Raw genomic sequence first — 18,748 nt, forward strand, 5'->3', positions numbered from 1 at the left:
TCAGGCGGGCAGCCGCTCCAGCAGCGCACGCACCGGGGCTGGCAGACCGCAGGCCGCGAGGTTGTCCAGCGCCACCCACTGCCCCTCCGTCGAGACCGGCCACGGACCGCCCGGCGCCACATCCACCAGCACGGGATGCAGCCGCAACTCGCGGTGCGTGAGCGCATGCGACACCGCCGGCAGGGCTTGCGCCGCTGCCGGGTCCACACCGGCAACGGCGAGGGCCGCCGCCTCATCGGCCAGCACCGGCACACAGAACAAACCGGCCCAGATGCCCTTCGCCGGCCGCCGCTCCAGCCAGACCTGCGCCGAACCACCGGCAACAGAGCGCCGCAGCACCAGCAGCCACCAGCTTTCGTGGCGGCGCGCGACCTTGCGGGTCTTGACCGGGTACCGGTCCGTCGTGCCCTGATGTTTCGCGGCGCACAGGTCGGCCACCGGACACTTCTCGCAGGAAGGCCGCGTCCGCGAGCAGACGCCCGAACCCAGGTCCATCAGCCCCTGCGTGTACGCCACCATGTCTTGTGGCACCGGCGATGCTGGCAGCAGCGATTGCGCCAGGTCCCACATCTCGCGCTGCGGACCAGCCGCCGAAAGGTCGCCGCCAAAGGCCAGCAAACGGCTGAGCACCCGGCGCACATTGCCGTCGGCGATCGAGATCCGCTCGCCGTGGCAGAAGGCGGCAATCGCCGCAGCGGTCGAGGCGCCGATGCCCGGCAGCTGCTCCAGTTCCGCCGCCTGGACAGGAAACACCCCGCAGTGAATCTCCACCACCTGCTGCGCGCAGCGGTGCAGGTTGCGCGCCCGGCTGTAGTAGCCAAGGCCACTCCACTGCGCCATCACCTCATCCGAGGTCGCGGCGGCCAGAGAGCGCACGTCCGGAAAACGGAGCAGAAAACGGTCGTAATAGCCGATCACGGCCGCGACCTGCGTCTGCTGCAACATGATCTCGGAGAGCCAGACGCGGTAGGGATCTCGCGTGCCCTGCCAGGGCAGGCCATGGCGGCCACTTTCGCGCTGCCAGCGGATCAGGGCCGGCGCGAAGCGCCGCAGGTCCCGCACCGGCGGGCTCATGCCGCGACGGCTTCGGCGGTGTCTTCTTCGACCGGCGCCAGCAGCTGCTCGGTCAGCTCGGCGAGCTTGGCTTCCATCAGGTGCAGCTCGGTCTGCTGCGACTGCAGCTCGCGGATGCGTTCGTCCAGCCCGCTGGCCGCCTGCTGGATGCGCGAAACCGCCTCGATGCGGCGGCTGAAGTTGCGGCGCCGCTCACGCAGCTGCGCGTCCAGCTGGGCAGCCGCGGACTTGTTCCACAGCTCGACCGCGTTCACCGCTGTGTCGTTGACCACGCGCAGGCGGCTCATCAGCGCGCGCGCCAGGCGCTCACCGAACTCCGGCTGGGCCAGCCGCAAGGCATTGCCCAGGCTCAGGTACTGCAGATGGCTTTTCTCGATCAGATCGAGGTCCTTGAGGTACTGCTGCAGCTGGGGCGGCGTGGGCGGTTGCAGCGAGAAGCTGTACTCGGCATTCAGGCTCTTGAAGCTGCCCTCCAGCATCGACTGGATCTCGCCAGCCAGCTGGTCCGCGCGCATCAGGTCGGCCCGCAGATGGTCAAAGGTCGTGCCATAGGCGCGGCGCACGCCGAGCTTGATGCCCGGCTGCTTGAGCGTGCGCGCCAGCTCGGTGACGCGGGTCTTGAGCTGCGAGTGCCCCAGCAGCGTGAACAGGTCCTTGAGCAGCCGCAGGTGCACCGACCGCACCGCCTGGATCTTGGCGCCGCTGGCGTCGAATTCCGCCTGCTCCTGCTCGATGCGCAGACGCATCTGCTTGATCACGCTGGTGTTCTTTCCGCGCAGGCCTTCGAGCTCCTGGATCTGCTCCACCAGATCACGCGCACGGGTGTGCACCAGCTGGCCGGTCTCCTGGCGCAGCGCCTGCACGGCACCGGCGACGGCGCCTGCCAGGATCTTGCGGCGCTGGCCGAGCAGGTCGACGCCCAGCGCCACCTCCAGCTCCATCAGGTTGCTGGCCGCCAGCAGCTTCTCGTCACGCCCGACCTTGGCCAGCAGGCCCTTCTGCGCCGACACCGGAATCACCTGCAGCGGCGACAGGCCCAGCACGTCGGCCGAGTCGGTGCGCTGCGAAGCAATCTGCAGCTGCACCTGCTCGGGCGTGCTCAACGCGTCCCACATGGTGTCGATCTTGTTGAGCACCACCAGGCGGCTGGCCTGGCCTTCGGGCAGCCCCGCGATGTGCTGGCGCCAGATCGCCAGATCCGACTTGGTCACGCCCGTGTCGGCCGCCAGGATGAACACGACGGCATGCGCCTGCGGCAGCAGGCTCACCGTCAGTTCCGGCTCGGCACCGATCGCGTTCAGCCCCGGGGTGTCCAGGATCACCAGCCCCTGCTTGAGCAGCGGGTGCGCCATGTTGATGAGCGCATGGCGCCACTTCGGCACCTCGATCAAGCCATCGGCCCCCACCATCGGGTTGTCGTCGGGCAGTTCCTCGTTCCAGAAACCCAGCGACGCGGCCTCGGAGCGGCTCACGCGCCGCACCTCTGCCACCTTCTGGATGGCGCGGGCCAGCTGCTGCGGGTCGTTCACATCGAGGTCGACACGCTCCCACTTGTCCGGCGCATTGCGCCAGTCCAGCAGCGACTTGGACTGCAGCCGCGTCTCGATCGGCAGCAGGCGCAGGCAGGGCGGGATGTCGGACTCGTAGGCCAGCTCGGTCGGACACATCGTGGTGCGGCCGGCGCTGGCGGGCATGATGCGGCGACCGTAGCCAGCAAAGAACATGGCATTGATCAGCTCGGACTTGCCGCGCGAGAACTCGGCCACGAAGGCCACCATGATCTTGTCGTTGCGGACCTGGGACTGCAGCTGGTCCAGCCGCTCCCGAACCCCGGCCTCCAGCAGCTCATGGTCACGCAGCCATTCGGACATCAATTTGAGCCGCAGCGCAAACTGTCTGCGCCAGGCGCCGTGGTCGTCGAGTTCCTGGTTGAAGCTCATGGTCCGCAAATGAGTGAATCCGGTCAATATAGCATCGCACCCCGGCAGCCCCGGGCCTTGTTCTCAGGCTTTCTGGCAGCCGGGGCAGAAATAAGTCGAACGCTGCCCCTGGCGCAACAGCCGGATGGGCGTCTCGCAGGTGCGGCAGGGCTGGCCATCCCGGCCGTACACCATCGCATCCATCTGGAAATACCCGCTCTGCCCGTCGGCCGCCGAGAAGTCGCGCAAGGTGCTGCCGCCCATCGCCAGTGCCCGCTGCAACACGCTGATGACCGCGCCGTGCAGACGCGTGGCACGTGCCGCGCTCAGCCGGTCTGCGCGCACCGTCGGCCGGATGCCGGCAAGAAACAGCGCCTCGGATGCATAGATGTTGCCGACCCCCACCACCAGATCGCCCGCCAGCAGGACCTGCTTGATGCTGGCGCGCCGCAGGCGCAGGCCGCGGTGGAACACCAGGGGATCGAATCCGGCCTCCAGCGGCTCGACGCCGAGCCCCGACAGCAGCTTGTGGGCGCGCGGGTCGTCGAGCGACCGGGCATGCACGACGGCACCGAAGCGGCGCGGATCGTGCAGCCGCAGCACCCCCTTGCTGGTGCGCAGGTCGAAATGGTCGTGCACGCCCGGCGGCGGCAAGACCGGCGCGAACTGCAGACTGCCGGACATGCCCAGGTGCAGCAGCAACAACCCCTGGTCCAGGTGCAACAACAGGTATTTGCCGCGCCGGCCGACCGACACGACCTGGCGACCGGTCAGCTCGTTCGGCTCGCACCCCAGCGGCCAGCGCAACGGCTTGCCCAGCGCGACGGCCTCGATCCGCGCACCGGCGATGCGGTCGGCAAAGCTGCGGCGGGTGACTTCAACCTCGGGCAATTCGGGCATCGCTGGAATTTCCTGGCTTTCTCGGGAACGCCCGGGCGGGAGAACGACTCCCAGCCTCGTCGGCACAGACCGTTCCATTATCATGACCCGATGAACACATTGCACGCCCCTGGCCCCCAACAAGCACTGCGTCCGCCCGTGCGCAAGCTGCTGTCCGGCCTGCTGGGGCTGGGCCTTCTGATGTCCGCGGCGCCTGGCTGGGCCCAGGAAGAAAAGGCGGCAACCGAGCCGCCGGTCGAGAACTCCAACCTGAGTGCGCCGCTGTTCTACCAGTTGCTGCTGGGCGAGCTGAACGTGTCCAGCGGCGAGCCGGGCACCGGCTACTCGCTGATCCTCGACGCGGCCCGCAAGCAGAACGACCCCGTGCTGTTCCGCCGGGCGGTCGAGATCGCGCTGCAGGCACGGTCGGGCGATGCGGCCCTGACCGCAGCACGGGCCTGGTCGCAGGCGATCGCCGTCTCGCCCGACGCCGACCGCTATGAACTGCAGATCCTGCTGGCCCTCAACCGCGTCAGCGAGACCGCGCCCGTGTTGCGGCGCCTGGTCGAGCAGGCGCCGCTGCCCGCGCGCAACGAGGCCATCAACGCCATTCCGCAGATCTACGCCCGCGCGCCCGACAAGGCCGCCGCCCTTCAGGTCGTGCGCGAGGCATTGGCCCCCACCCTCAAGCAGCCCCAGCATGCCGCCGCCGCCTGGACCACCATCGGTCTGATGGAAATGGCGGCCGACCAGAACACACAGGCCCTGACCTCGGCGCGCAACGGCCACGCGGCCGAACCGGCGTCGCCCTATCCCGCCCTGCTGGCCATCGACCTGGTCGAGGAAGGACTGACCGCCGCCGAATCGATCGTCAAGGGACAGCTCAAAGCCAGCCCGCCGGCACCGGGTGGAGCCAACATGGTGGCCCTGGCCTATGCCCGCCTGCTGTTCGACCTGCAACGCCAGGCCGAGTCCCGGTCGCTGCTGGAGAACCTGACCCGCATCCAGCCGGATGCACCCGAGCCCTGGCTGCTGCTGGCCACGCTGCAGGTGCAGGACAAGCGCCTGCCGGCCGCGACGCAATCGGTGCAGAACTACATGTCGCTGACCCGCCAGGCCGGGGACGAACGCTCCGCGCGTGGCCTGACCCAGGGCTATCTGCTGATGGCCCAGATCGCCGAACAGCAGAAGGACTACGCCGCCGCCAACGCCTGGCTCGACCGCATCGAAAACGCCGACGACATCATGGCGGCGCAGATGCGGCGTGCTTCGCTGCTGGCGCACCAGGGCCAGATGGCCAAGGCCAGGGCCCTGCTGCGCAACCACCCGGAGCGCCGCCCCGAGGATGCGCGCCTGAAGTTCGTCGCCGAAGCCCAGTTGCTGCGCGAATTCAAGGAATGGCAGAAGGCGTACGACGTCTACGGCGAAGCGGTCGTGCGCTTCCCCAAGGACACCGATCTGATCTACGACCAGGCCATGATGGCCGAGAAGATCAACCGCATCGACGACATGGAGCGCCTGTTCCGCCAGGTGATCGCGCTCAAGCCCGACCACCACCACGCCTACAACGCCCTGGGCTATTCGCTGGCCGACCGTGGCCAGCGGCTGTCCGAGGCCCGCCAGCTGATCGAGAAGGCCGTGGCCATGGCGCCGGACGACGCCTACATCCGCGACAGCCTGGGCTGGGTGCTGTTCAAGCAGGGCGAGATGCAGAAGGCCCGCGAGGTGCTCAAGGACGCGTTCGAAAAGCGCCCCGATGCCGAAATTGCCGCCCACCTGGGCGAAGTGCTCTGGGCCAGCGGCGAACGTGAGCAGGCACTGAAGATCTGGCGCGAAGGCCTGCTCCTGGCGGCCGACAACGAGACCCTGCAAGGCACGCTGCAGCGCCTGCGCGTCAAACCATGAGCCTGTCGCGGACCCGGCGCGCCTGCCTGCGCGCCGCCGGGCTCATCGGCGTGGCGGTGCTGCTGTCCGCCTGTGCTGCCCCCACCCGCTCGCCTTCCCGCGAACAGTTCCCGTCGTGGACGGGCCGCTTCGCGCTGACCATCCAGAACGACCCGGTGGAAAACTGGTCGGCCGGTTTCGAGCTGCAGGGCACGGCCGGCGAAGGCGAACTCCAGATCCATTCGCCGCTGGGGCAGCGGCTGGCGAGCCTGCGCTGGTCCCGCCAGGGCGCCGAGCTGCAGCAGGGTGACCGCGTCACGCAACGCCCCACACTCGACGCCCTGTCGACCGAACTGGCCGGTGGCGCCGTGCCGGTGGCGGCGCTGTTCGACTGGCTGCAGGGCCGGCAGGCGCCGGCCAGCGGCTGGGAAGCCGACCTGAGCCGCCAGCCAGAAGGACGCATCGTCGCCCGGAGGCTGCAACCCCTGCCCACCGCCGAGCTGCGGCTGGTCTTCGAGCCATGAACCCTCCCGACATCTCTTCCAGGCAGCTGCTCAACGTCCCGGCACCTGCCAAGCTGAACCTGTTCCTGCACATCGTGGGCCGGCGCGACGACGGCTATCACCTGCTGCAATCGGTCTTCATGCTGATCGACTGGTGCGACGCCCTCGATTTCGAGCGGCGCGACGGTGGTCAGATCAGCCGCGAAGACGCAACACCCGGTTTGGCATTGCCCGAGGTCGACCTGTGCGTTCGCGCCGCCCGCGCGCTGCAACAGGCCACGGGATGCACTGCGGGCGCTCACATCCGTCTGACAAAGCGCATTCCCGCCGAAGCCGGCATGGGCGGCGGCTCTTCCGATGCGGCCACCTGCCTGCTGGCGCTCAACCGCCTCTGGAACCTGGGCCTGAAGCGCCACGAACTGGCGGCCATCGGCCTCAAACTGGGCGCCGACGTGCCGTTCTTCATCGGCGGCCGCAACGCATGGGTCGAAGGCGTGGGCGAGCGGCTGACACCGATTTCGCTGGCTTCCGCCCGGTTTGTTGTCGTGAAACCAGACGCGGGCGCATCCACTCAGGCCATTTTCAGTGCGCCAGAACTGCAACGCGCCACAAAAACTGCTATACTCCAAGGCTTTGCTGCAAACACCACAGCAGATCAATGCAAAGGCGATGCTTGCATCGCCTTCGATCTCCGGAAAATTCTGGATTTCGGTCACAACGATCTGCAGCCGGTGGCACAGGTTCTGTGTCCCGACGTGGTGCGATGCCTGGAGTGGCTTTCTTCCCGCGGCCTGCGTGGACGGATGACCGGATCGGGTACCGCGGTGTTTGCACAGCTGCCGCAGGCAGCGGATCTTTCCGGCGCTCCACAAGGCTGGACGGTTCGTGAATGCGGCAACATGGATGCACATCCATTGCTGGGCTGGTGTTCCGATTAAAATCGGTGACTCGCAGTCCGGGCAGCGGATGCGTGACCTGCGACATTTTTGGGTTGTCTGCGTGGTAAGCCGAAAGGCAAGCCGCACAGGTGTCCTGAGTAGGGGAGTCGCCAAGTTGGTAAAGGCACTGGATTTTGATTCCAGCATGCGAGGGTTCGAGTCCTTCCTCCCCTGCCACCCGTTTTATTGAACCACCTCACACAGCGGCTTCGCCGCTGTCGGCCAGTGCACTGGCCGTTGAAGCCGCTGGGAACACCATGCAAGTTCAGCCCCCTGATTTCATGATCTTCACCGGCAATGCGAATCCGGTGCTGGCCGCCGAGATCGCGCAACACCTCAACACCCAGCTCGGAGCCGCCAATGTCGGCCGTTTCTCCGATGGCGAGGTGACGGTCGAGATCACCCAGAACGTGCGTGCCCGCGACGTCTTCGTCGTCCAGTCCACCTGCGCACCGACCAATGAGAACCTGATGGAACTCATCATCATGGTCGACGCGCTCAAGCGGGCCTCTGCCGCACGCATCTCGGCCGTGATCCCCTACTTCGGCTATGCCCGCCAGGACCGCCGTCCGCGCTCCAGCCGCGTGCCGATCTCTGCCAAGGTGGTCGCCAACATGCTGCAGACCGTGGGCGTCAACCGCGTGCTGACGATGGACCTGCACGCCGACCAGATCCAGGGTTTCTTCGACATCCCGGTCGACAACATCTACGCGTCTCCCGTGCTGCTGGGTGACCTGCGCACCAAGAACTATCCCGACCTGCTGGTCGTGTCGCCCGACGTCGGTGGCGTGGTGCGCGCCCGGGCGCTGGCCAAGCAGCTCAACTGCGACATGGCCATCATCGACAAGCGCCGCCCGAAGGCCAACGTGTCGGAAGTGATGCACGTGATCGGTGACATCGACGGCCGCAACTGCGTGATCATGGACGACATGATCGACACCGCCGGCACGCTGGTCAAAGCCGCCGAGGTGCTCAAGGAACGTGGCGCCAAGCACGTCTACGCCTACTGCACGCACGCCATCTTCTCCGGCCCGGCCATCGACCGCATCGCCAAGGGCTCTGCCCTGGACGAAGTCGTCGTGACCAACACCATTCCCCTGTCGCAGGCCGCCCAGGCCTGCGCCAAGATCCGCCAGCTCTCCGTGGCGCCGCTGATGGCCGAAACCATCGCGCGCATTGCCTCGGGCGAGTCGGTCATGAGTTTGTTTGCCGATCAGGACAACCTGTTCTGAGCTGAGGCAACAAAAAGTGGGCTGCGCCACGTGGTGCGGCCTTTTTCAAACTGAGGCGTTCTGGTCGCGGAACCCCTCCAACGGAGTCAGTCATGCAATTTGTCGCTTTTGAGCGCGCCAAGCAGGGTACGGGTGCGAGCCGCCGTCTGCGCATCACCGGTCGCGCGCCCGGTATCGTTTTCGGTGGTGACACCACGCCCGTGACGATCGAAGTCGATCACAACGCGCTGTGGCACGCCCTGAAGAAGGAAGCTTTCCACGCCTCCATCCTGGACATGGAACTCGCTGGCAAGGTCCAGAAGGTCCTGCTGCGCGATGTGCAGTACCACCCCTACAGGCCGCAAGTCCTGCACGTGGACTTCCAGCGCGTCGACGAAAAGACCCGCCTGCACAAGAAGGTGCCGCTGCACTTCGTGGGCGAAGAGAACTCGCCGGCCGTCAAGAACGACAAGTGCCTGGTCAACCACATCGTGACCGAGATCGAGATCGAGTGCCTGGCCATGCAGCTGCCGGAGTTCATTGAAGTGAACCTGAGCGCTGTCGAGAAGGGCGCCACCCTCCACACCGGCGACATCAAGCTGCCCGCCGGCGTGAAGATCGTGACCCACGGCCGCAAGGACATCACCATCGCCACCGTCGTCGAGCCGGTGGAAGAAGTGGTGGCCGCTCCCGTCGCCGCTGCTGCCGACGACAAGAAGAAGGGCAAGGGCAAGAAGTAATTCTTGTGCTCTTCTCCCAAAGGCCCGCCCCGTGCGGGCCTTTGTGTTTTCTGCCCCCCGATAATCCGACGCCATGATCAAACTCATCGCCGGCCTGGGCAATCCCGGCCCTGAATACGAACAGACCCGCCACAACGCCGGCTTCTGGTTTGTGGACGAGGCCGCCCGCCTGCTCAAGACCTCGCTGCAGATGGAGCGCGGGCATTTCGGCCTGGTCGCGCGGGCCAACGTGGGTGGCCAGAGTGTCTGGCTGGTCGAACCGCAGACCTACATGAACCTCTCGGGCAAGTCGGTCGCCTCGCTCGCCCGCTTCTTCAAGATCGCGCCTGAGGAAGTGCTGGTGGTGCACGACGAGCTGGACCTGCCCCCCGGTGAGGCCAAGCTCAAGAAAGGGGGCGGCCATGCGGGCCACAACGGCCTGCGCGACATCCATGCGCAGCTGGGCAACCCCGAATACTGGCGCCTGCGCATCGGCATCGGCCATCCCGGCAACAAGAACGAGGTCGCGAACTGGGTGCTCAAGAAACCGTCACCCGACGACCGCATCGCCATCGCCCAAGCGCTGGACCGTTCACTGAAAGCGCTGCCGCACCTGATCGCCGGCGAGATGGACAAGGCCACCGCCCTGATCCACACCAGCAAACCACCACGGCCGAAGCCGCCGCGGCCGGCGAAACCGGACCCGACGACCGCTCAGCCGGCCGACGGCGGCAAGACGACCGAAGGCCCCGGCGACGCCAGCGACTGACCGGCCGCCTGCAGGCGCTGGTATTTCTGCCAGAGCGTCTCGTGGTTCTCAACGTGGGCCGGGTCGACCGGGATGCATTCGACCGGGCAGACCTGCACGCACTGCGGCTCGTCGAAGTGCCCGACGCATTCGGTGCAGCGGTTCGGGTCGATCTGGTAATAGTCTTCGCCCATCGAGATCGCCTGGTTCGGGCACTCGGGCTCGCAGACGTCGCAGTTGATGCACTCGGCGGTGATCGTCAGGGCCATGGTGTCGTCCTCAGGCTTGCAATGGACGCGGCGTCAGGAGATCGGCCACCACCGGACTCACCATCTGCGACACATCGCCACCGAGCGTGGCAATCTCGCGCACCAGGGTGCTGGAGATGCACTGCAACTCGGCCTGCGGCAGCAGGAACACCGTCTCGACGGTCGGCAGCAGCTTGCGGTTCATGGCCGCCATTTGCGCCTCGTAGTCGAAATCCGTCATGTTGCGGATGCCGCGCACGACGGCGCAGGCGCCCTGCCCGCGGCAGAAGTCCATGATCAGTCCCTCGAACGGCAGCACGCGCACCGGCAGGCCGGCCAGCGCCTCGGCGGCCATCTCCATACGCTCCTTCAACGTGAAGCGCGTCTTCTTGTGGTGGGCCACGGCCACCGCGAGGATGAGCTCGTCGAACAGACCGGCGGCACGGCGCACCACGTCCTCATGGCCCAGGGTCAAGGGGTCGAAGGTACCGCTGTAGACCGCGATGCGGCGGGTGGACGTGGTGTGGGCAGGCATGGCCCGGATTATCGGCCAAGGTCTGCCAGTGCAGCCCCCGGGCGCGGCCTTGTCACTGCGGCGCGAGGGGCCGCAGCAGGTGGAAATGCACCATGCCGGCCTTGCCGTGGCGGTGGGCCTGCAGGCCGATCTGCGCCAGTTCGTCGTCGGACCAGGCCCGCGGGGCCTCCAGGTAGATCAGCCCCTGTTCGCCGACGGCCTGCCGGGCCGCCTGCAACGCGGCGCCGAACAGCGGCTCGTTGCCGTCCTCGCCGAACGGCGGATCGAGGAACACGAGGTCCAGCGCCCGGCCGGCGCGCTGGCGCAACGCAGCCACGCCTTCGCCCCGCTCCACGCGCACACCCTCGGCCTTGAGCCGCTGCGCCGTCGCCTGCAAGGATTTGCACAACACCGGGTCCTGCTCCACCAGCAGCACTTCGACCGCACCGCGCGACGCCGCTTCCAGCCCCAACGCACCGGTGCCGGCAAAGGCATCGACGCAGCGCCAGCCGCTCAGGTCCTGCCCGAGCCAGTTGAACAGCGTCTCGCGCACGCGTGAGGGCGTGGGCCGCAGGCCGGGCCGGTCGGCCACCGGCAGCTTGCTGCGTTTCCACTGCCCGCCGATGATGCGGACCTCGTGGGCGGCCTGGGTGGCGGGACGGGGGGCTGGTTTGCTCATGCGCCGAGCTTAACCACTCAGGGCTTCGCGCCCACGACCACGGTCACCATGCGCCCGGGTTGCAACACCCGTGCGAAGGCGCGCCGGATGTCGGCCGTGCTCACGGCCTGCACCTTGCCGGTCCAGGTTTCCAGGTAGTCCAGCGGCAATCCGTTCCAGGCGATGTTGGCCACGTTGTCCAGCAGCTTGCGGTTGCTGTCGAAGCGCAGCGCAAATCCATTGATCAGGAAGTCCTTGGCCGCCTTCAGTTCGGCCTCGGTCGGCCCCTCCGCCACGAAGCGGCGCACCACGTCCTGTGCCACCGACACGGCCTGCGCCGCCTGGTCCGGGCGCGTGGTCAGCCCGACCTGGAACGCACCCGCGTGCAGCCCGGGCGCGAAATAGCTGTAGGCGCTATAGCTCAGGCCACGCTTCTCGCGCACCTCGGTGGTCAGGCGCGACACGAAGCCACCGCCGCCCAGGATGTAGTTGCCCACGAACAGCGGAAAGAAGTCGGGATCGTTGCGGCGGTGGCCCGGCTGGCCGATCAGCACCTGCGCCTGCGCGGCGTCGAACGGCAATCGCTGATCCACCGCCTTGGTCAGCGGCGCAACCTCGGGCACCGCGGCCAGCGGCTCGCAGCCGTTGGGCGCCAGCGCTGCCATGAAGCGGTCCACGATGCGCTCGGCGGCCGCGCGGTCGATGGCCCCCACCAGACTGACCTGCGCGCGGCAGGCGGCCATGTGGCGCCGGTAGAAGGCGCGCATGTCGTCGACCGAGATCGCGTTCAGCGTGGCCGCGGTGGTTTCGCGGCCATAAGGGTGGTCGCCGTAGACCGCCTGCGAAAACGCCCGGCCGGCCAGGGTGCCTGGCCGGGTCTCGGCCTCCTTGAGCGAGGCCAGCCAGCGCAGGCGGTCGCGCTCCCATACCGAGGCGGTCCAGTCGGGCGACAGCAGCTGCCGCGCCGCCAGCGCCACGGCTTTTTCCAGCAGGTCGGGGTCGGTCAGGGTGCGCAGCGAAACGCTGAAGCGGTCCCCGCTGGCGTTGCTGCCCATCTGGGCCCCGAGGTCGACCCAGGCGCCGCTGAGCGCGTTTTCGTCCAGCGCCGGCTGGCCGTCGCGGGCGGCCACACCGGCCGACAGCATCGAGGCGGTGGCGCTGGCCAGACCGGCCCGGTCGGCCGGATCGCGGCGCGTGCCACCGTCCAGATCGATCTGCACGTCCAGCATCGGAATGGTCGGGCTCTGCACCAGATAGACCCGAGCGCCGCTGGCGTGGGTCCAGTGCTGGATCGGGATGGCGGCCTGGGCCAGCAGCGGCGTCAGGGCCAGCCCCAGGGCGGCCAGCGCGGGCCGCAGGCGGTGCACCAGGGAAGAACGGAAGGTGTTGGGCATGGTGTGGCGCATCCGGTCAGTGGCGACCCAGGGCGGGACGGGGGCCGGCGGGGGCCGCGGGCAATCGCTTGCCGGGATCGGGCACCAGCACGCCCACGCTCATCCGGTCTTGTGGAAACAGCCGCTGGGCCACCGAGCGGACCTCCTCGGCGCTCACGCTGCGCAGCCCGGCCATGAGTTGCTCGGGGCTGTCCACGCCCAGACCGTTGACCCACCAGGTGCCCAGTTCCTGCGCCTGGTTGTAGACCGAGTCGAGCTTGTAGATCTCGCCCGCCGCCCACTGGGTCTTGACCCGCTGCAGCTCGGACTCGCTCACTCCCTGGCGGACCACCCGGTCCAGCTCGCCCAGCAAGGCCGTTTCCACCACCGACGTCTCGACCCCGGCGGCCGGCACCCCGGACAGGGTGAACTGCGCCGGGCCACGGCCCAGGGGCCCGAAGCCGGCGCCGGCGCTGTCGGCCACCCGGGCGCCGGCCAGTCCCTGCACCAGGGCGCGGTCCAGGCGCGCGCCGCCGTAACCGTCGAGCACCGCGGACAGCACCATCAGGGCCAGCGCATCGCGGTTCTGGGCGTCCTTCGCCGCGGGGTCCGTCAGGCGCGGCATCGGCCAGGCCATGGTCAGCGTTGCCTGCTCGGTCGCGGCGCGGTATTCCATCCGCCGCTGGCCTTCCTGCGCCGGCTCGCTGGTGGTCTTGCGCACCGGCACCGGCCGGGCCGGGATCTTGCCGTAGACCGACTCGGCCAGCGCCCGCACCTTCTCCACCTCGACGTCCCCGGCGATCACGACGGCGGCATTGGCGGGCACGTACCAGCGGTGGTGGAAATCGCGCACGTCCTGCGGCACCATCGCGTCCAGGTCGCTCATCCAGCCGATCACCGGGCGGCGGTAAGGGTGGGCCTGGAAGCTCATCGCGGAAAAGGCTTCGTACAGGCGCGCGCGGGGCGACTCGTCGGTGCGCTGGCGGCGCTCCTCCTTGACCACCTCGATCTCGCGCTTGAATTCTTCGTCTTTCCACTGGTTGTTCTGGAACCGGTCGGCCTCCAGCCGCATCACCGCCTCGAGATTGCTGGTCGGCACCTGCTGGTAGAACGCGGTCGAGTCGCGACCGGTGAAGGCGTTTTCCCGCCCGCCCAGAGCCGCGACGCGGCGCGAGAATTCGCCCGGCGGCACTGTGGGCGTGCCGCGGAACATCATGTGTTCCAGCACGTGGGCCACGCCCGAGGTGCCGTCGACCTCGTCCATCGCGCCGACCCGCACCCAGAGCATGTGCACCACGGTCGGCGCGCGCCGGTCGGGCTGCACGATCAGGGTCATGCCGTTGGAGAGGGTGAAGCTGCGGGCGGTCTCGGCGGCGCCGGCCAGCGGGCTGAACAACGTGGCCGCCAGCAGCAGGACGCTGCCCGCAGCGCGGCCGGGAAGGGCCTGCATCAGGGTGGTGAAAGTTCGTTTCATAGAATCCTGTGGATTCCAGAGATTGAAACATGTTCTCGTTCTTCCGAAAAAAATCCCCCGCCCCCGAACCGGTCCAGGCCCCGGCGCCCGCTCCCAACTCGGTGGCCGCGCCCGCGCCGGTCGCCGCGGCCGTGGTGCCCGCTCCTGTTGCGGCGCCCGTCGCACCGGCGCCGGCCCCCGAGCGCAAGGGCTGGCTGGACAAGCTCAAGGCCGGCCTGCGCAAGACCGGGTCGAGCATCGCCACGGTCTTCACCGGCACGCAGATCGACGACGCGCTGTATGAGGAACTGGAAACCGCGCTGCTGATGGCCGACACCGGCGTCAAGGCGACCGAGCACCTGCTGGCCGACCTCAAAAAGCGGGTCAAGGACAGCAAGACCACCGACCCCGCCGCCGTCAAGGGCCTGCTGGCCGACGCCATCGCCGACCTGCTGGCGCCGCTGCAGAAGCGGCTGGTAATCGGCGAACACAAGCCCACCGTGATCATGGTCGCGGGCGTCAACGGCGCGGGCAAGACCACCTCCATCGGCAAGCTCACGCGCCACCTGGCCCACGAAGGCGCGAGCGTGCTGCTGGCGGCCGCCGACACCTTCCGCGCCGCGGCGCGCGAGCAGCTCGCGGTCTGGGCCGACCGCAACACGGTGGAAATCATCACGCAGGAAGGCGGCGACCCGGCCGCCGTGAGCTTTGACGCGGTGTCCGCCGGCAAGGCGCGCGGCCGCGACGTGGTGCTGGTCGACACGGCCGGGCGCCTGCCGACGCAGCTGCACCTGATGGAGGAGCTGCGCAAGATCAAGCGCGTGGTGCAGAAGGCCGACGCCACGGCGCCGCACGAAGTGCTGCTCGTCATCGACGGCAACACCGGGCAGAACGCGCTGATGCAGGTCAAGGCCTTCGACGACGCGCTGGGCCTGACCGGCCTGGTGATCACCAAGCTCGACGGCACCGCCAAGGGCGGCGTGATCTGTGCGATCGCGCGCGAACGGCCGGTGCCGATCTACTTCATCGGTGTGGGCGAAAAGCTCGAAGACCTCGAAACCTTCGACGCGAAAGAGTTTGCCCAGGCGCTGCTGAACTAGACGTCTTCGCGGTAGTTGCGCCACTGCTTCATGGCGTTGCGCATGGTCAGCACCTGACGCTCGAAGTTCGGGCAGGCCTTGCACATGGCCAGATGCAGGCGCAGGCCGATGCGGTCGCCCAGCGGCAGCGCCCGGTCTTCGCGGGCGATGATCAGCGCAGCAGCTTCCTTGCAGGTGCGGCGAAACGGGTAGAAGGGCTTCATGCGGCGCGGCTCCGGGCGAACCAGTTGAGCTCCAGGCACTCGCGCAGGCGCAAACGGGCCCGGTGCAACTGGACGTAGAGGTTGGTCGGGGTCAGGTCCAGCTCCTTACAGATCTCTTCGCTGGAGAGCTCCAGCCACTCGCGCATCAGGAACAGCCGTCCCTGCATCGGTGGCAGCTTCTCGGTACAGGCGTCGAGCACCACCATGAACTGCTGACGGCTCAGGTCCTGCTCGGGGTTGCCCCATTCGGCGGGCATCTGCGCGAAGTGGCCGTCGGCGGCAAACGGCATAAGGTCCATCGGCTCGGCCTCCTCGTCCTCCGAGGTGCCACCGGCCGACACCTCGCGCCTATGCAGACGCAGCGCGTCGACGATCTTGTGCTTGAGGATGCCGGTCAGCCAGGTGCGCAGCTGCGAACGTCCCTCGAACGCCTGTGGCCTGGCCAGCGCCGCCAGCAGCGTCTCCGACACCGCGTCCTCGGCCCAGGCCTCGTTGCGCAGCTGCAGCCGCGCAAAGCGCAGCAGGTAGGCGCGGTGGCCCACCAGGGCTTGCTCGAGGTCGGACGGTGGCATCAGGGTCATGGTGGATGGAGCGGTGGGCGCCAGTGTACGGAAAGCCTGCCGGTCTCCGTCGGTCCGCGCGCTCAAAAAAATTTTCGGCCCGGCCTGTAAGAAGTCCGCCTGAGCACAGACAGACACTCAACCGCGCGGTGATGGATGTCCGATCCGGCGGTTGTCACTTCCACCCACTCACAGGAGTCACCACCATGAACCAACGCAACCTGATCGCTGCTGCCGCCACCTCCCTGATGTCCCTCGCCCTGCTGTCGTCGCCCGCGATGGCACAGGACACCGCCAAGGAAAAGTGCTTCGGCATCGCCAAGGCCGGCCAGAACGACTGCGCCAACCTCTCGGGCTCGCACTCCTGCGCCGGCCAGTCCAAGGTCGACATGGGCAAGGACGAATGGAAGTACGTGCCCGCCGGCACCTGCAAGACCATGGGCGGCATGTCGATGGACGACGCCAAGATGGGCATGAAGAAGTCCTGATCGGCCACGGTCCATCCTCGTGAGCGCCACGCCGATGCACACCCCCGCACACCGCCAGCCGGACGCCGTGCCCGTGGGCATCGGGTGGCGCCACCCGCATTACGCCGACCTGATGGAACAGGCGCCCGCGCTGGATTTCATCGAGGTGCATTCCGAGAACTTCTTCGCTTCGGGTGGTGCGGCGCTGGCCGTGCTGCGCGAAGGGCGCGCGCGCTATCCGGTCAGCCTGCACGGCGTCGGCCTGTCGCTGGGATCGGCGACGGGCATCGATGAAGAACATCTGTCGCAGCTGGCGCGCCTGGTCGAGGCCATCGACCCGGTGCGCGTGAGCGACCACGCCAGCTTTGCCCGCGGCCCGGCGGGCAGCGGCGCCCTGCTGCACGCGGCCGACCTGCTGCCGGTGCCGAACACCCGCGAAGCGCTGGCCGTGATGTGCGCCAATGTGCAGCGGGTGCAGGAGCGCCTGCGGCGCCCCATCGCGGTCGAGAACCTGTCGGCCTACCTGCGCTGGCGCGAGGCCGACATGGACGAACCGGCCTTCCTCAACGCGCTCGCGCGGCACACCGGCTGCAGCCTGCTGGTCGACGTCAACAACATCTATGTGAACACCCGCAACGCCGCGCTGCGCGGTGAAACCGGCGATCCCCTGGCCGATGCCAGGGACTGGCTGGACGCCATCGATCCCGCAGCGGTCGCGGAACTGCATCTCGCCGGCCACGCGGACATGGGCGACATCGTGATCGACGACCACGGCAGCCGCGTGTGCCCCGAGGTCTGGTCGCTGTACGCGCAGGCGGTGCGGCGCTTCGGCGCGGTGCCCACGCTGATCGAGTGGGACACCGAGGTCCCTCCGCTGTCCGTGCTGCTCGATGAAGCGCAACGCGCCCGCGAGGTCGGCACCGGTGCCCTGGACAGACAGCGCACGGCGGTGCCCGCATGAACCCGCCCACCGCCCTGGCCTCCGCGCAGCAGGCGCTGCTCGATACCCTGTTCGCGCTCCCGGCTTCACCGATGGCACACGAAGCCTCCGCACGCCTGGCGTCGCTGATCGATCACCGCCACGCCCAGTCGGCGCGCGGTCTTCTCGCCTACCGCGCCAACGGTCACGCGCTGGCCGAACGCGCGCTGCAGGCGGCCTACCCGGTCGTGTGCGCCGTGCTCGGGGTCGAGAGTTTCGCCATGCTGGCGCGCGCGCTCTGGCACCGGCACCCGCCGCAACGCGGCGACATCGCGCGCTGGGGCGATGCCCTGCCCGCCTTCGTGCAGGACGACCCCCAACTCGCCGGCCTGCCCTGGCTGGCGGACGTGGCGCGCGTCGAGTGGGCCTTGCACCGCGCGGCCGCGGCCGACGACGCCCGGGTCGACCCCGCCAGCTTTGCCCTGCTGCAAGCCCCCGACCCCGCCGGGCTGACGCTGCGACTGGTGCCCAGACTGCTGGTGGTGCAGAGCCACTGGCCGGTGGCCAGCATCGTCAACGCACACCTTGGCGGAACGCCCACGCTGGACGAGGCCTGGCGCCGCTGCCGGGAGCCGGTGAACGAGATCGCCCTGGTCTGGCGCGCCGGCCTGCGTCCGCGGGTCGCCGCCATCGACGCGCCCGCCGCCGCCCTGCTGCGCCTGCTCCTGGCGGGCGCCGATCTGCCGCGCGCGCTCGACGGCGCCGGCGAGGTCGCCAACACCACCGGCACGGCGTTCGACCTCACCGCCTGGCTCCACAACGCCGTGGCAGACGGCGTCGTGCTTGGCGCAGCCCAACGTTCACCACCCATGCCCCGACCCGGAGACCCACGATGAACACCGCCCCCACCTGGCTGCGCGCCAGCCAGCAGTTGCTGCAGTCCGCGACCGACCTCGCCACGCTGGCCGCCCGCGCCTACCTGGCGCAGGTGTTCTTTCTCTCGGGCCTGACCAAGATCCGCGACTGGGACACCACGCTGCTGCTGTTCAACGACGAATACCGGGTGCCGCTGCTGCCGCCGGAACTGGCGGCCGTCATGGGCACCGGCGGCGAGCTGGTATTGCCGGTGCTGCTGCTCCTGGGCCTGGGCGGGCGCTTTGCCGCGCTGGGTCTGAGCGTGGTCAACGTGGTGGCGGCCATCAGCCTGCCCGACATCGCGCCCGCCGCCCTGCAGCAGCACATCACCTGGGGCGTGCTGCTGGCGGCGCTGGCGCTGCACGGCGTGGGCCACTGGTCGCTGGACCATCTGGTGTTCGGGCCCATTCTGGCGCGCCGCCTGGGCCTGGGCAGCACGCGCTAAGCTCGGGCCGTCCGTACC

Annotated in this window: 21 protein-coding genes and 1 tRNA gene; 12 read left to right on the forward strand and 10 right to left on the reverse strand. The window is 68.5% G+C overall.

Annotation, left to right across the window (positions count from 1 at the left end; genetic code table 11):
• The 3 genes from mutY to mutM all read right to left on the reverse strand — a co-directional run bounded on the left by mutY (window position 1) and on the right by mutM (window position 3,893).
• Window positions 1-1,074, reverse strand: coding sequence for an A/G-specific adenine glycosylase (gene mutY, locus ACS5NL_RS07955; protein WP_439353191.1), 1,074 nt, complete (start codon window positions 1,072-1,074; stop codon window positions 1-3).
• A complete protein-coding gene (locus ACS5NL_RS07960; RefSeq protein ID WP_439353192.1) occupies window positions 1,071-3,014 on the reverse strand; it encodes a dynamin family protein in 1,944 nt (647 codons plus the stop codon). Before ACS5NL_RS07960 ends, mutY begins: the two co-directional genes overlap by 4 nt.
• A gap of 63 nt (window positions 3,015-3,077) precedes the next feature.
• Window positions 3,078-3,893 carry a bifunctional DNA-formamidopyrimidine glycosylase/DNA-(apurinic or apyrimidinic site) lyase gene (mutM, locus tag ACS5NL_RS07965; RefSeq protein WP_439353193.1) on the reverse strand — a complete coding sequence of 272 codons (816 nt, stop codon included), beginning with the start codon at window positions 3,891-3,893 and terminating at the stop codon, window positions 3,078-3,080.
• Between the two features lie 90 nt (window positions 3,894-3,983).
• On the opposite strand from mutM, the gene ACS5NL_RS07970 reads away from it, so the two are divergent.
• The 7 genes from ACS5NL_RS07970 (at window position 3,984) to pth (ending at window position 9,896) form a co-directional block, all read left to right on the forward strand.
• A complete protein-coding gene (locus tag ACS5NL_RS07970; RefSeq protein ID WP_439353194.1) occupies window positions 3,984-5,777 on the forward strand; it encodes a tetratricopeptide repeat protein in 1,794 nt (597 codons plus the stop codon).
• Entirely contained in the window at window positions 5,774-6,280 is a 507-nt protein-coding gene (locus tag ACS5NL_RS07975) for a lipoprotein insertase outer membrane protein LolB (protein WP_439353195.1), read from the forward strand. The genes ACS5NL_RS07970 and ACS5NL_RS07975 overlap by 4 nt, the downstream gene beginning before the upstream one ends.
• Window positions 6,277-7,197 (forward strand): 4-(cytidine 5'-diphospho)-2-C-methyl-D-erythritol kinase, encoded by a 921-nt coding sequence (gene ispE, locus ACS5NL_RS07980; protein ID WP_439353196.1) that lies wholly within the window; start codon window positions 6,277-6,279, stop codon window positions 7,195-7,197. The genes ACS5NL_RS07975 and ispE overlap by 4 nt, the downstream gene beginning before the upstream one ends.
• Window positions 7,198-7,297: 100 nt before the next feature.
• Window positions 7,298-7,374, forward strand: a tRNA-Gln gene (locus ACS5NL_RS07985).
• Between the two features lie 80 nt (window positions 7,375-7,454).
• On the forward strand, window positions 7,455-8,429 hold the full coding sequence (locus tag ACS5NL_RS07990) for a ribose-phosphate pyrophosphokinase (protein ID WP_411365524.1): 975 nt from the start codon (window positions 7,455-7,457) through the stop codon (window positions 8,427-8,429).
• A gap of 92 nt (window positions 8,430-8,521) precedes the next feature.
• The gene (locus ACS5NL_RS07995) at window positions 8,522-9,148 is read left to right on the forward strand and encodes a 50S ribosomal protein L25/general stress protein Ctc (protein WP_439353197.1); all 627 of its coding nucleotides are present in this window, start codon (window positions 8,522-8,524) and stop codon (window positions 9,146-9,148) included.
• 73 nt (window positions 9,149-9,221) lie between these two features.
• Window positions 9,222-9,896, forward strand: a complete 675-nt coding sequence (pth, locus tag ACS5NL_RS08000) for an aminoacyl-tRNA hydrolase (protein ID WP_439353198.1) — start codon at window positions 9,222-9,224, stop codon at window positions 9,894-9,896.
• On the opposite strand, the gene ACS5NL_RS08005 is transcribed toward pth, so the two are convergent.
• From ACS5NL_RS08005 to ACS5NL_RS08025, 5 genes are read right to left on the reverse strand one after another with little or no spacing between them, the layout of a single operon-like run.
• Window positions 9,842-10,144, reverse strand: coding sequence for a YfhL family 4Fe-4S dicluster ferredoxin (locus ACS5NL_RS08005; protein WP_411365521.1), 303 nt, complete (start codon window positions 10,142-10,144; stop codon window positions 9,842-9,844). The genes pth and ACS5NL_RS08005 overlap by 55 nt on opposite strands.
• 10 nt (window positions 10,145-10,154) lie before the next feature.
• Window positions 10,155-10,658, reverse strand: coding sequence for a pantetheine-phosphate adenylyltransferase (coaD, locus tag ACS5NL_RS08010; RefSeq protein ID WP_439353199.1), 504 nt, complete (start codon window positions 10,656-10,658; stop codon window positions 10,155-10,157).
• Between the two features lie 52 nt (window positions 10,659-10,710).
• A complete protein-coding gene (gene rsmD, locus ACS5NL_RS08015; protein WP_439353200.1) occupies window positions 10,711-11,316 on the reverse strand; it encodes a 16S rRNA (guanine(966)-N(2))-methyltransferase RsmD in 606 nt (201 codons plus the stop codon).
• Between the two features lie 17 nt (window positions 11,317-11,333).
• Window positions 11,334-12,701, reverse strand: a complete 1,368-nt coding sequence (locus ACS5NL_RS08020) for a M16 family metallopeptidase (protein WP_439353201.1) — start codon at window positions 12,699-12,701, stop codon at window positions 11,334-11,336.
• Window positions 12,702-12,705: 4 nt separating this feature from the next.
• Entirely contained in the window at window positions 12,706-14,142 is a 1,437-nt protein-coding gene (locus ACS5NL_RS08025) for a M16 family metallopeptidase (RefSeq protein ID WP_439353202.1), read from the reverse strand.
• 29 nt (window positions 14,143-14,171) lie between these two features.
• Between ACS5NL_RS08025 and ftsY the strand changes: the two genes are divergently transcribed.
• Window positions 14,172-15,221, forward strand: coding sequence for a signal recognition particle-docking protein FtsY (gene ftsY / locus ACS5NL_RS08030; RefSeq protein ID WP_439353203.1), 1,050 nt, complete (start codon window positions 14,172-14,174; stop codon window positions 15,219-15,221).
• Here the strand turns inward: ftsY and ACS5NL_RS08035 are convergent.
• Window positions 15,218-15,424 carry a zf-HC2 domain-containing protein gene (locus tag ACS5NL_RS08035; protein ID WP_439353204.1) on the reverse strand — a complete coding sequence of 69 codons (207 nt, stop codon included), beginning with the start codon at window positions 15,422-15,424 and terminating at the stop codon, window positions 15,218-15,220. The genes ftsY and ACS5NL_RS08035 overlap by 4 nt on opposite strands.
• Window positions 15,421-15,996: a sigma-70 family RNA polymerase sigma factor gene (locus ACS5NL_RS08040; RefSeq protein WP_439353205.1), complete on the reverse strand. Its 576-nt coding sequence runs from the start codon at window positions 15,994-15,996 to the stop codon at window positions 15,421-15,423. The genes ACS5NL_RS08035 and ACS5NL_RS08040 overlap by 4 nt, the downstream gene beginning before the upstream one ends.
• A 194-nt stretch (window positions 15,997-16,190) precedes the next feature.
• Between ACS5NL_RS08040 and ACS5NL_RS08045 the strand changes: the two genes are divergently transcribed.
• From ACS5NL_RS08045 to ACS5NL_RS08060, 4 genes are read left to right on the forward strand one after another with little or no spacing between them, the layout of a single operon-like run.
• Window positions 16,191-16,472, forward strand: a complete 282-nt coding sequence (locus ACS5NL_RS08045) for a BufA1 family periplasmic bufferin-type metallophore (RefSeq protein WP_439353206.1) — start codon at window positions 16,191-16,193, stop codon at window positions 16,470-16,472.
• A gap of 34 nt (window positions 16,473-16,506) precedes the next feature.
• A complete protein-coding gene (bufB, locus tag ACS5NL_RS08050; RefSeq protein ID WP_439353207.1) occupies window positions 16,507-17,412 on the forward strand; it encodes an MNIO family bufferin maturase in 906 nt (301 codons plus the stop codon).
• Window positions 17,409-18,266, forward strand: a complete 858-nt coding sequence (locus ACS5NL_RS08055; protein ID WP_439353208.1) for an HvfC/BufC family peptide modification chaperone — start codon at window positions 17,409-17,411, stop codon at window positions 18,264-18,266. The genes bufB and ACS5NL_RS08055 overlap by 4 nt, the downstream gene beginning before the upstream one ends.
• Window positions 18,263-18,730 (forward strand): DoxX family protein, encoded by a 468-nt coding sequence (locus tag ACS5NL_RS08060; RefSeq protein ID WP_439353209.1) that lies wholly within the window; start codon window positions 18,263-18,265, stop codon window positions 18,728-18,730. Before ACS5NL_RS08055 ends, ACS5NL_RS08060 begins: the two co-directional genes overlap by 4 nt.
• Window positions 18,731-18,748: the final 18 nt, after the last annotated feature.

The sequence above is a fragment of the Hydrogenophaga sedimenti genome (assembly GCF_051857515.1).
GTDB lineage: Bacteria > Pseudomonadota > Gammaproteobacteria > Burkholderiales > Burkholderiaceae_C > Hydrogenophaga.

Excerpts from the sequence above, each read along its gene's own strand:
- mutY (WP_439353191.1), bottom strand. The coding sequence starts at position 1,074 with ATGAGCCCGCCGGTGCGGGACCTGCGGCGCTTCGCGCCGGCCCTGATC.
- ACS5NL_RS07960 (WP_439353192.1), bottom strand. The coding sequence starts at position 3,014 with ATGAGCTTCAACCAGGAACTCGACGACCACGGCGCCTGGCGCAGACAG.
- mutM (WP_439353193.1), bottom strand. The coding sequence starts at position 3,893 with ATGCCCGAATTGCCCGAGGTTGAAGTCACCCGCCGCAGCTTTGCCGAC.
- ACS5NL_RS07970 (WP_439353194.1), top strand. The coding sequence starts at position 3,984 with ATGAACACATTGCACGCCCCTGGCCCCCAACAAGCACTGCGTCCGCCC.
- ACS5NL_RS07975 (WP_439353195.1), top strand. The coding sequence starts at position 5,774 with ATGAGCCTGTCGCGGACCCGGCGCGCCTGCCTGCGCGCCGCCGGGCTC.
- ispE (WP_439353196.1), top strand. The coding sequence starts at position 6,277 with ATGAACCCTCCCGACATCTCTTCCAGGCAGCTGCTCAACGTCCCGGCA.
- ACS5NL_RS07990 (WP_411365524.1), top strand. The coding sequence starts at position 7,455 with ATGCAAGTTCAGCCCCCTGATTTCATGATCTTCACCGGCAATGCGAAT.
- ACS5NL_RS07995 (WP_439353197.1), top strand. The coding sequence starts at position 8,522 with ATGCAATTTGTCGCTTTTGAGCGCGCCAAGCAGGGTACGGGTGCGAGC.
- pth (WP_439353198.1), top strand. The coding sequence starts at position 9,222 with ATGATCAAACTCATCGCCGGCCTGGGCAATCCCGGCCCTGAATACGAA.
- ACS5NL_RS08005 (WP_411365521.1), bottom strand. The coding sequence starts at position 10,144 with ATGGCCCTGACGATCACCGCCGAGTGCATCAACTGCGACGTCTGCGAG.
- coaD (WP_439353199.1), bottom strand. The coding sequence starts at position 10,658 with ATGCCTGCCCACACCACGTCCACCCGCCGCATCGCGGTCTACAGCGGT.
- rsmD (WP_439353200.1), bottom strand. The coding sequence starts at position 11,316 with ATGAGCAAACCAGCCCCCCGTCCCGCCACCCAGGCCGCCCACGAGGTC.
- ACS5NL_RS08020 (WP_439353201.1), bottom strand. The coding sequence starts at position 12,701 with ATGCGCCACACCATGCCCAACACCTTCCGTTCTTCCCTGGTGCACCGC.
- ACS5NL_RS08025 (WP_439353202.1), bottom strand. The coding sequence starts at position 14,142 with ATGAAACGAACTTTCACCACCCTGATGCAGGCCCTTCCCGGCCGCGCT.
- ftsY (WP_439353203.1), top strand. The coding sequence starts at position 14,172 with ATGTTCTCGTTCTTCCGAAAAAAATCCCCCGCCCCCGAACCGGTCCAG.
- ACS5NL_RS08035 (WP_439353204.1), bottom strand. The coding sequence starts at position 15,424 with ATGAAGCCCTTCTACCCGTTTCGCCGCACCTGCAAGGAAGCTGCTGCG.
- ACS5NL_RS08040 (WP_439353205.1), bottom strand. The coding sequence starts at position 15,996 with ATGCCACCGTCCGACCTCGAGCAAGCCCTGGTGGGCCACCGCGCCTAC.
- ACS5NL_RS08045 (WP_439353206.1), top strand. The coding sequence starts at position 16,191 with ATGAACCAACGCAACCTGATCGCTGCTGCCGCCACCTCCCTGATGTCC.
- bufB (WP_439353207.1), top strand. The coding sequence starts at position 16,507 with ATGCACACCCCCGCACACCGCCAGCCGGACGCCGTGCCCGTGGGCATC.
- ACS5NL_RS08055 (WP_439353208.1), top strand. The coding sequence starts at position 17,409 with ATGAACCCGCCCACCGCCCTGGCCTCCGCGCAGCAGGCGCTGCTCGAT.
- ACS5NL_RS08060 (WP_439353209.1), top strand. The coding sequence starts at position 18,263 with ATGAACACCGCCCCCACCTGGCTGCGCGCCAGCCAGCAGTTGCTGCAG.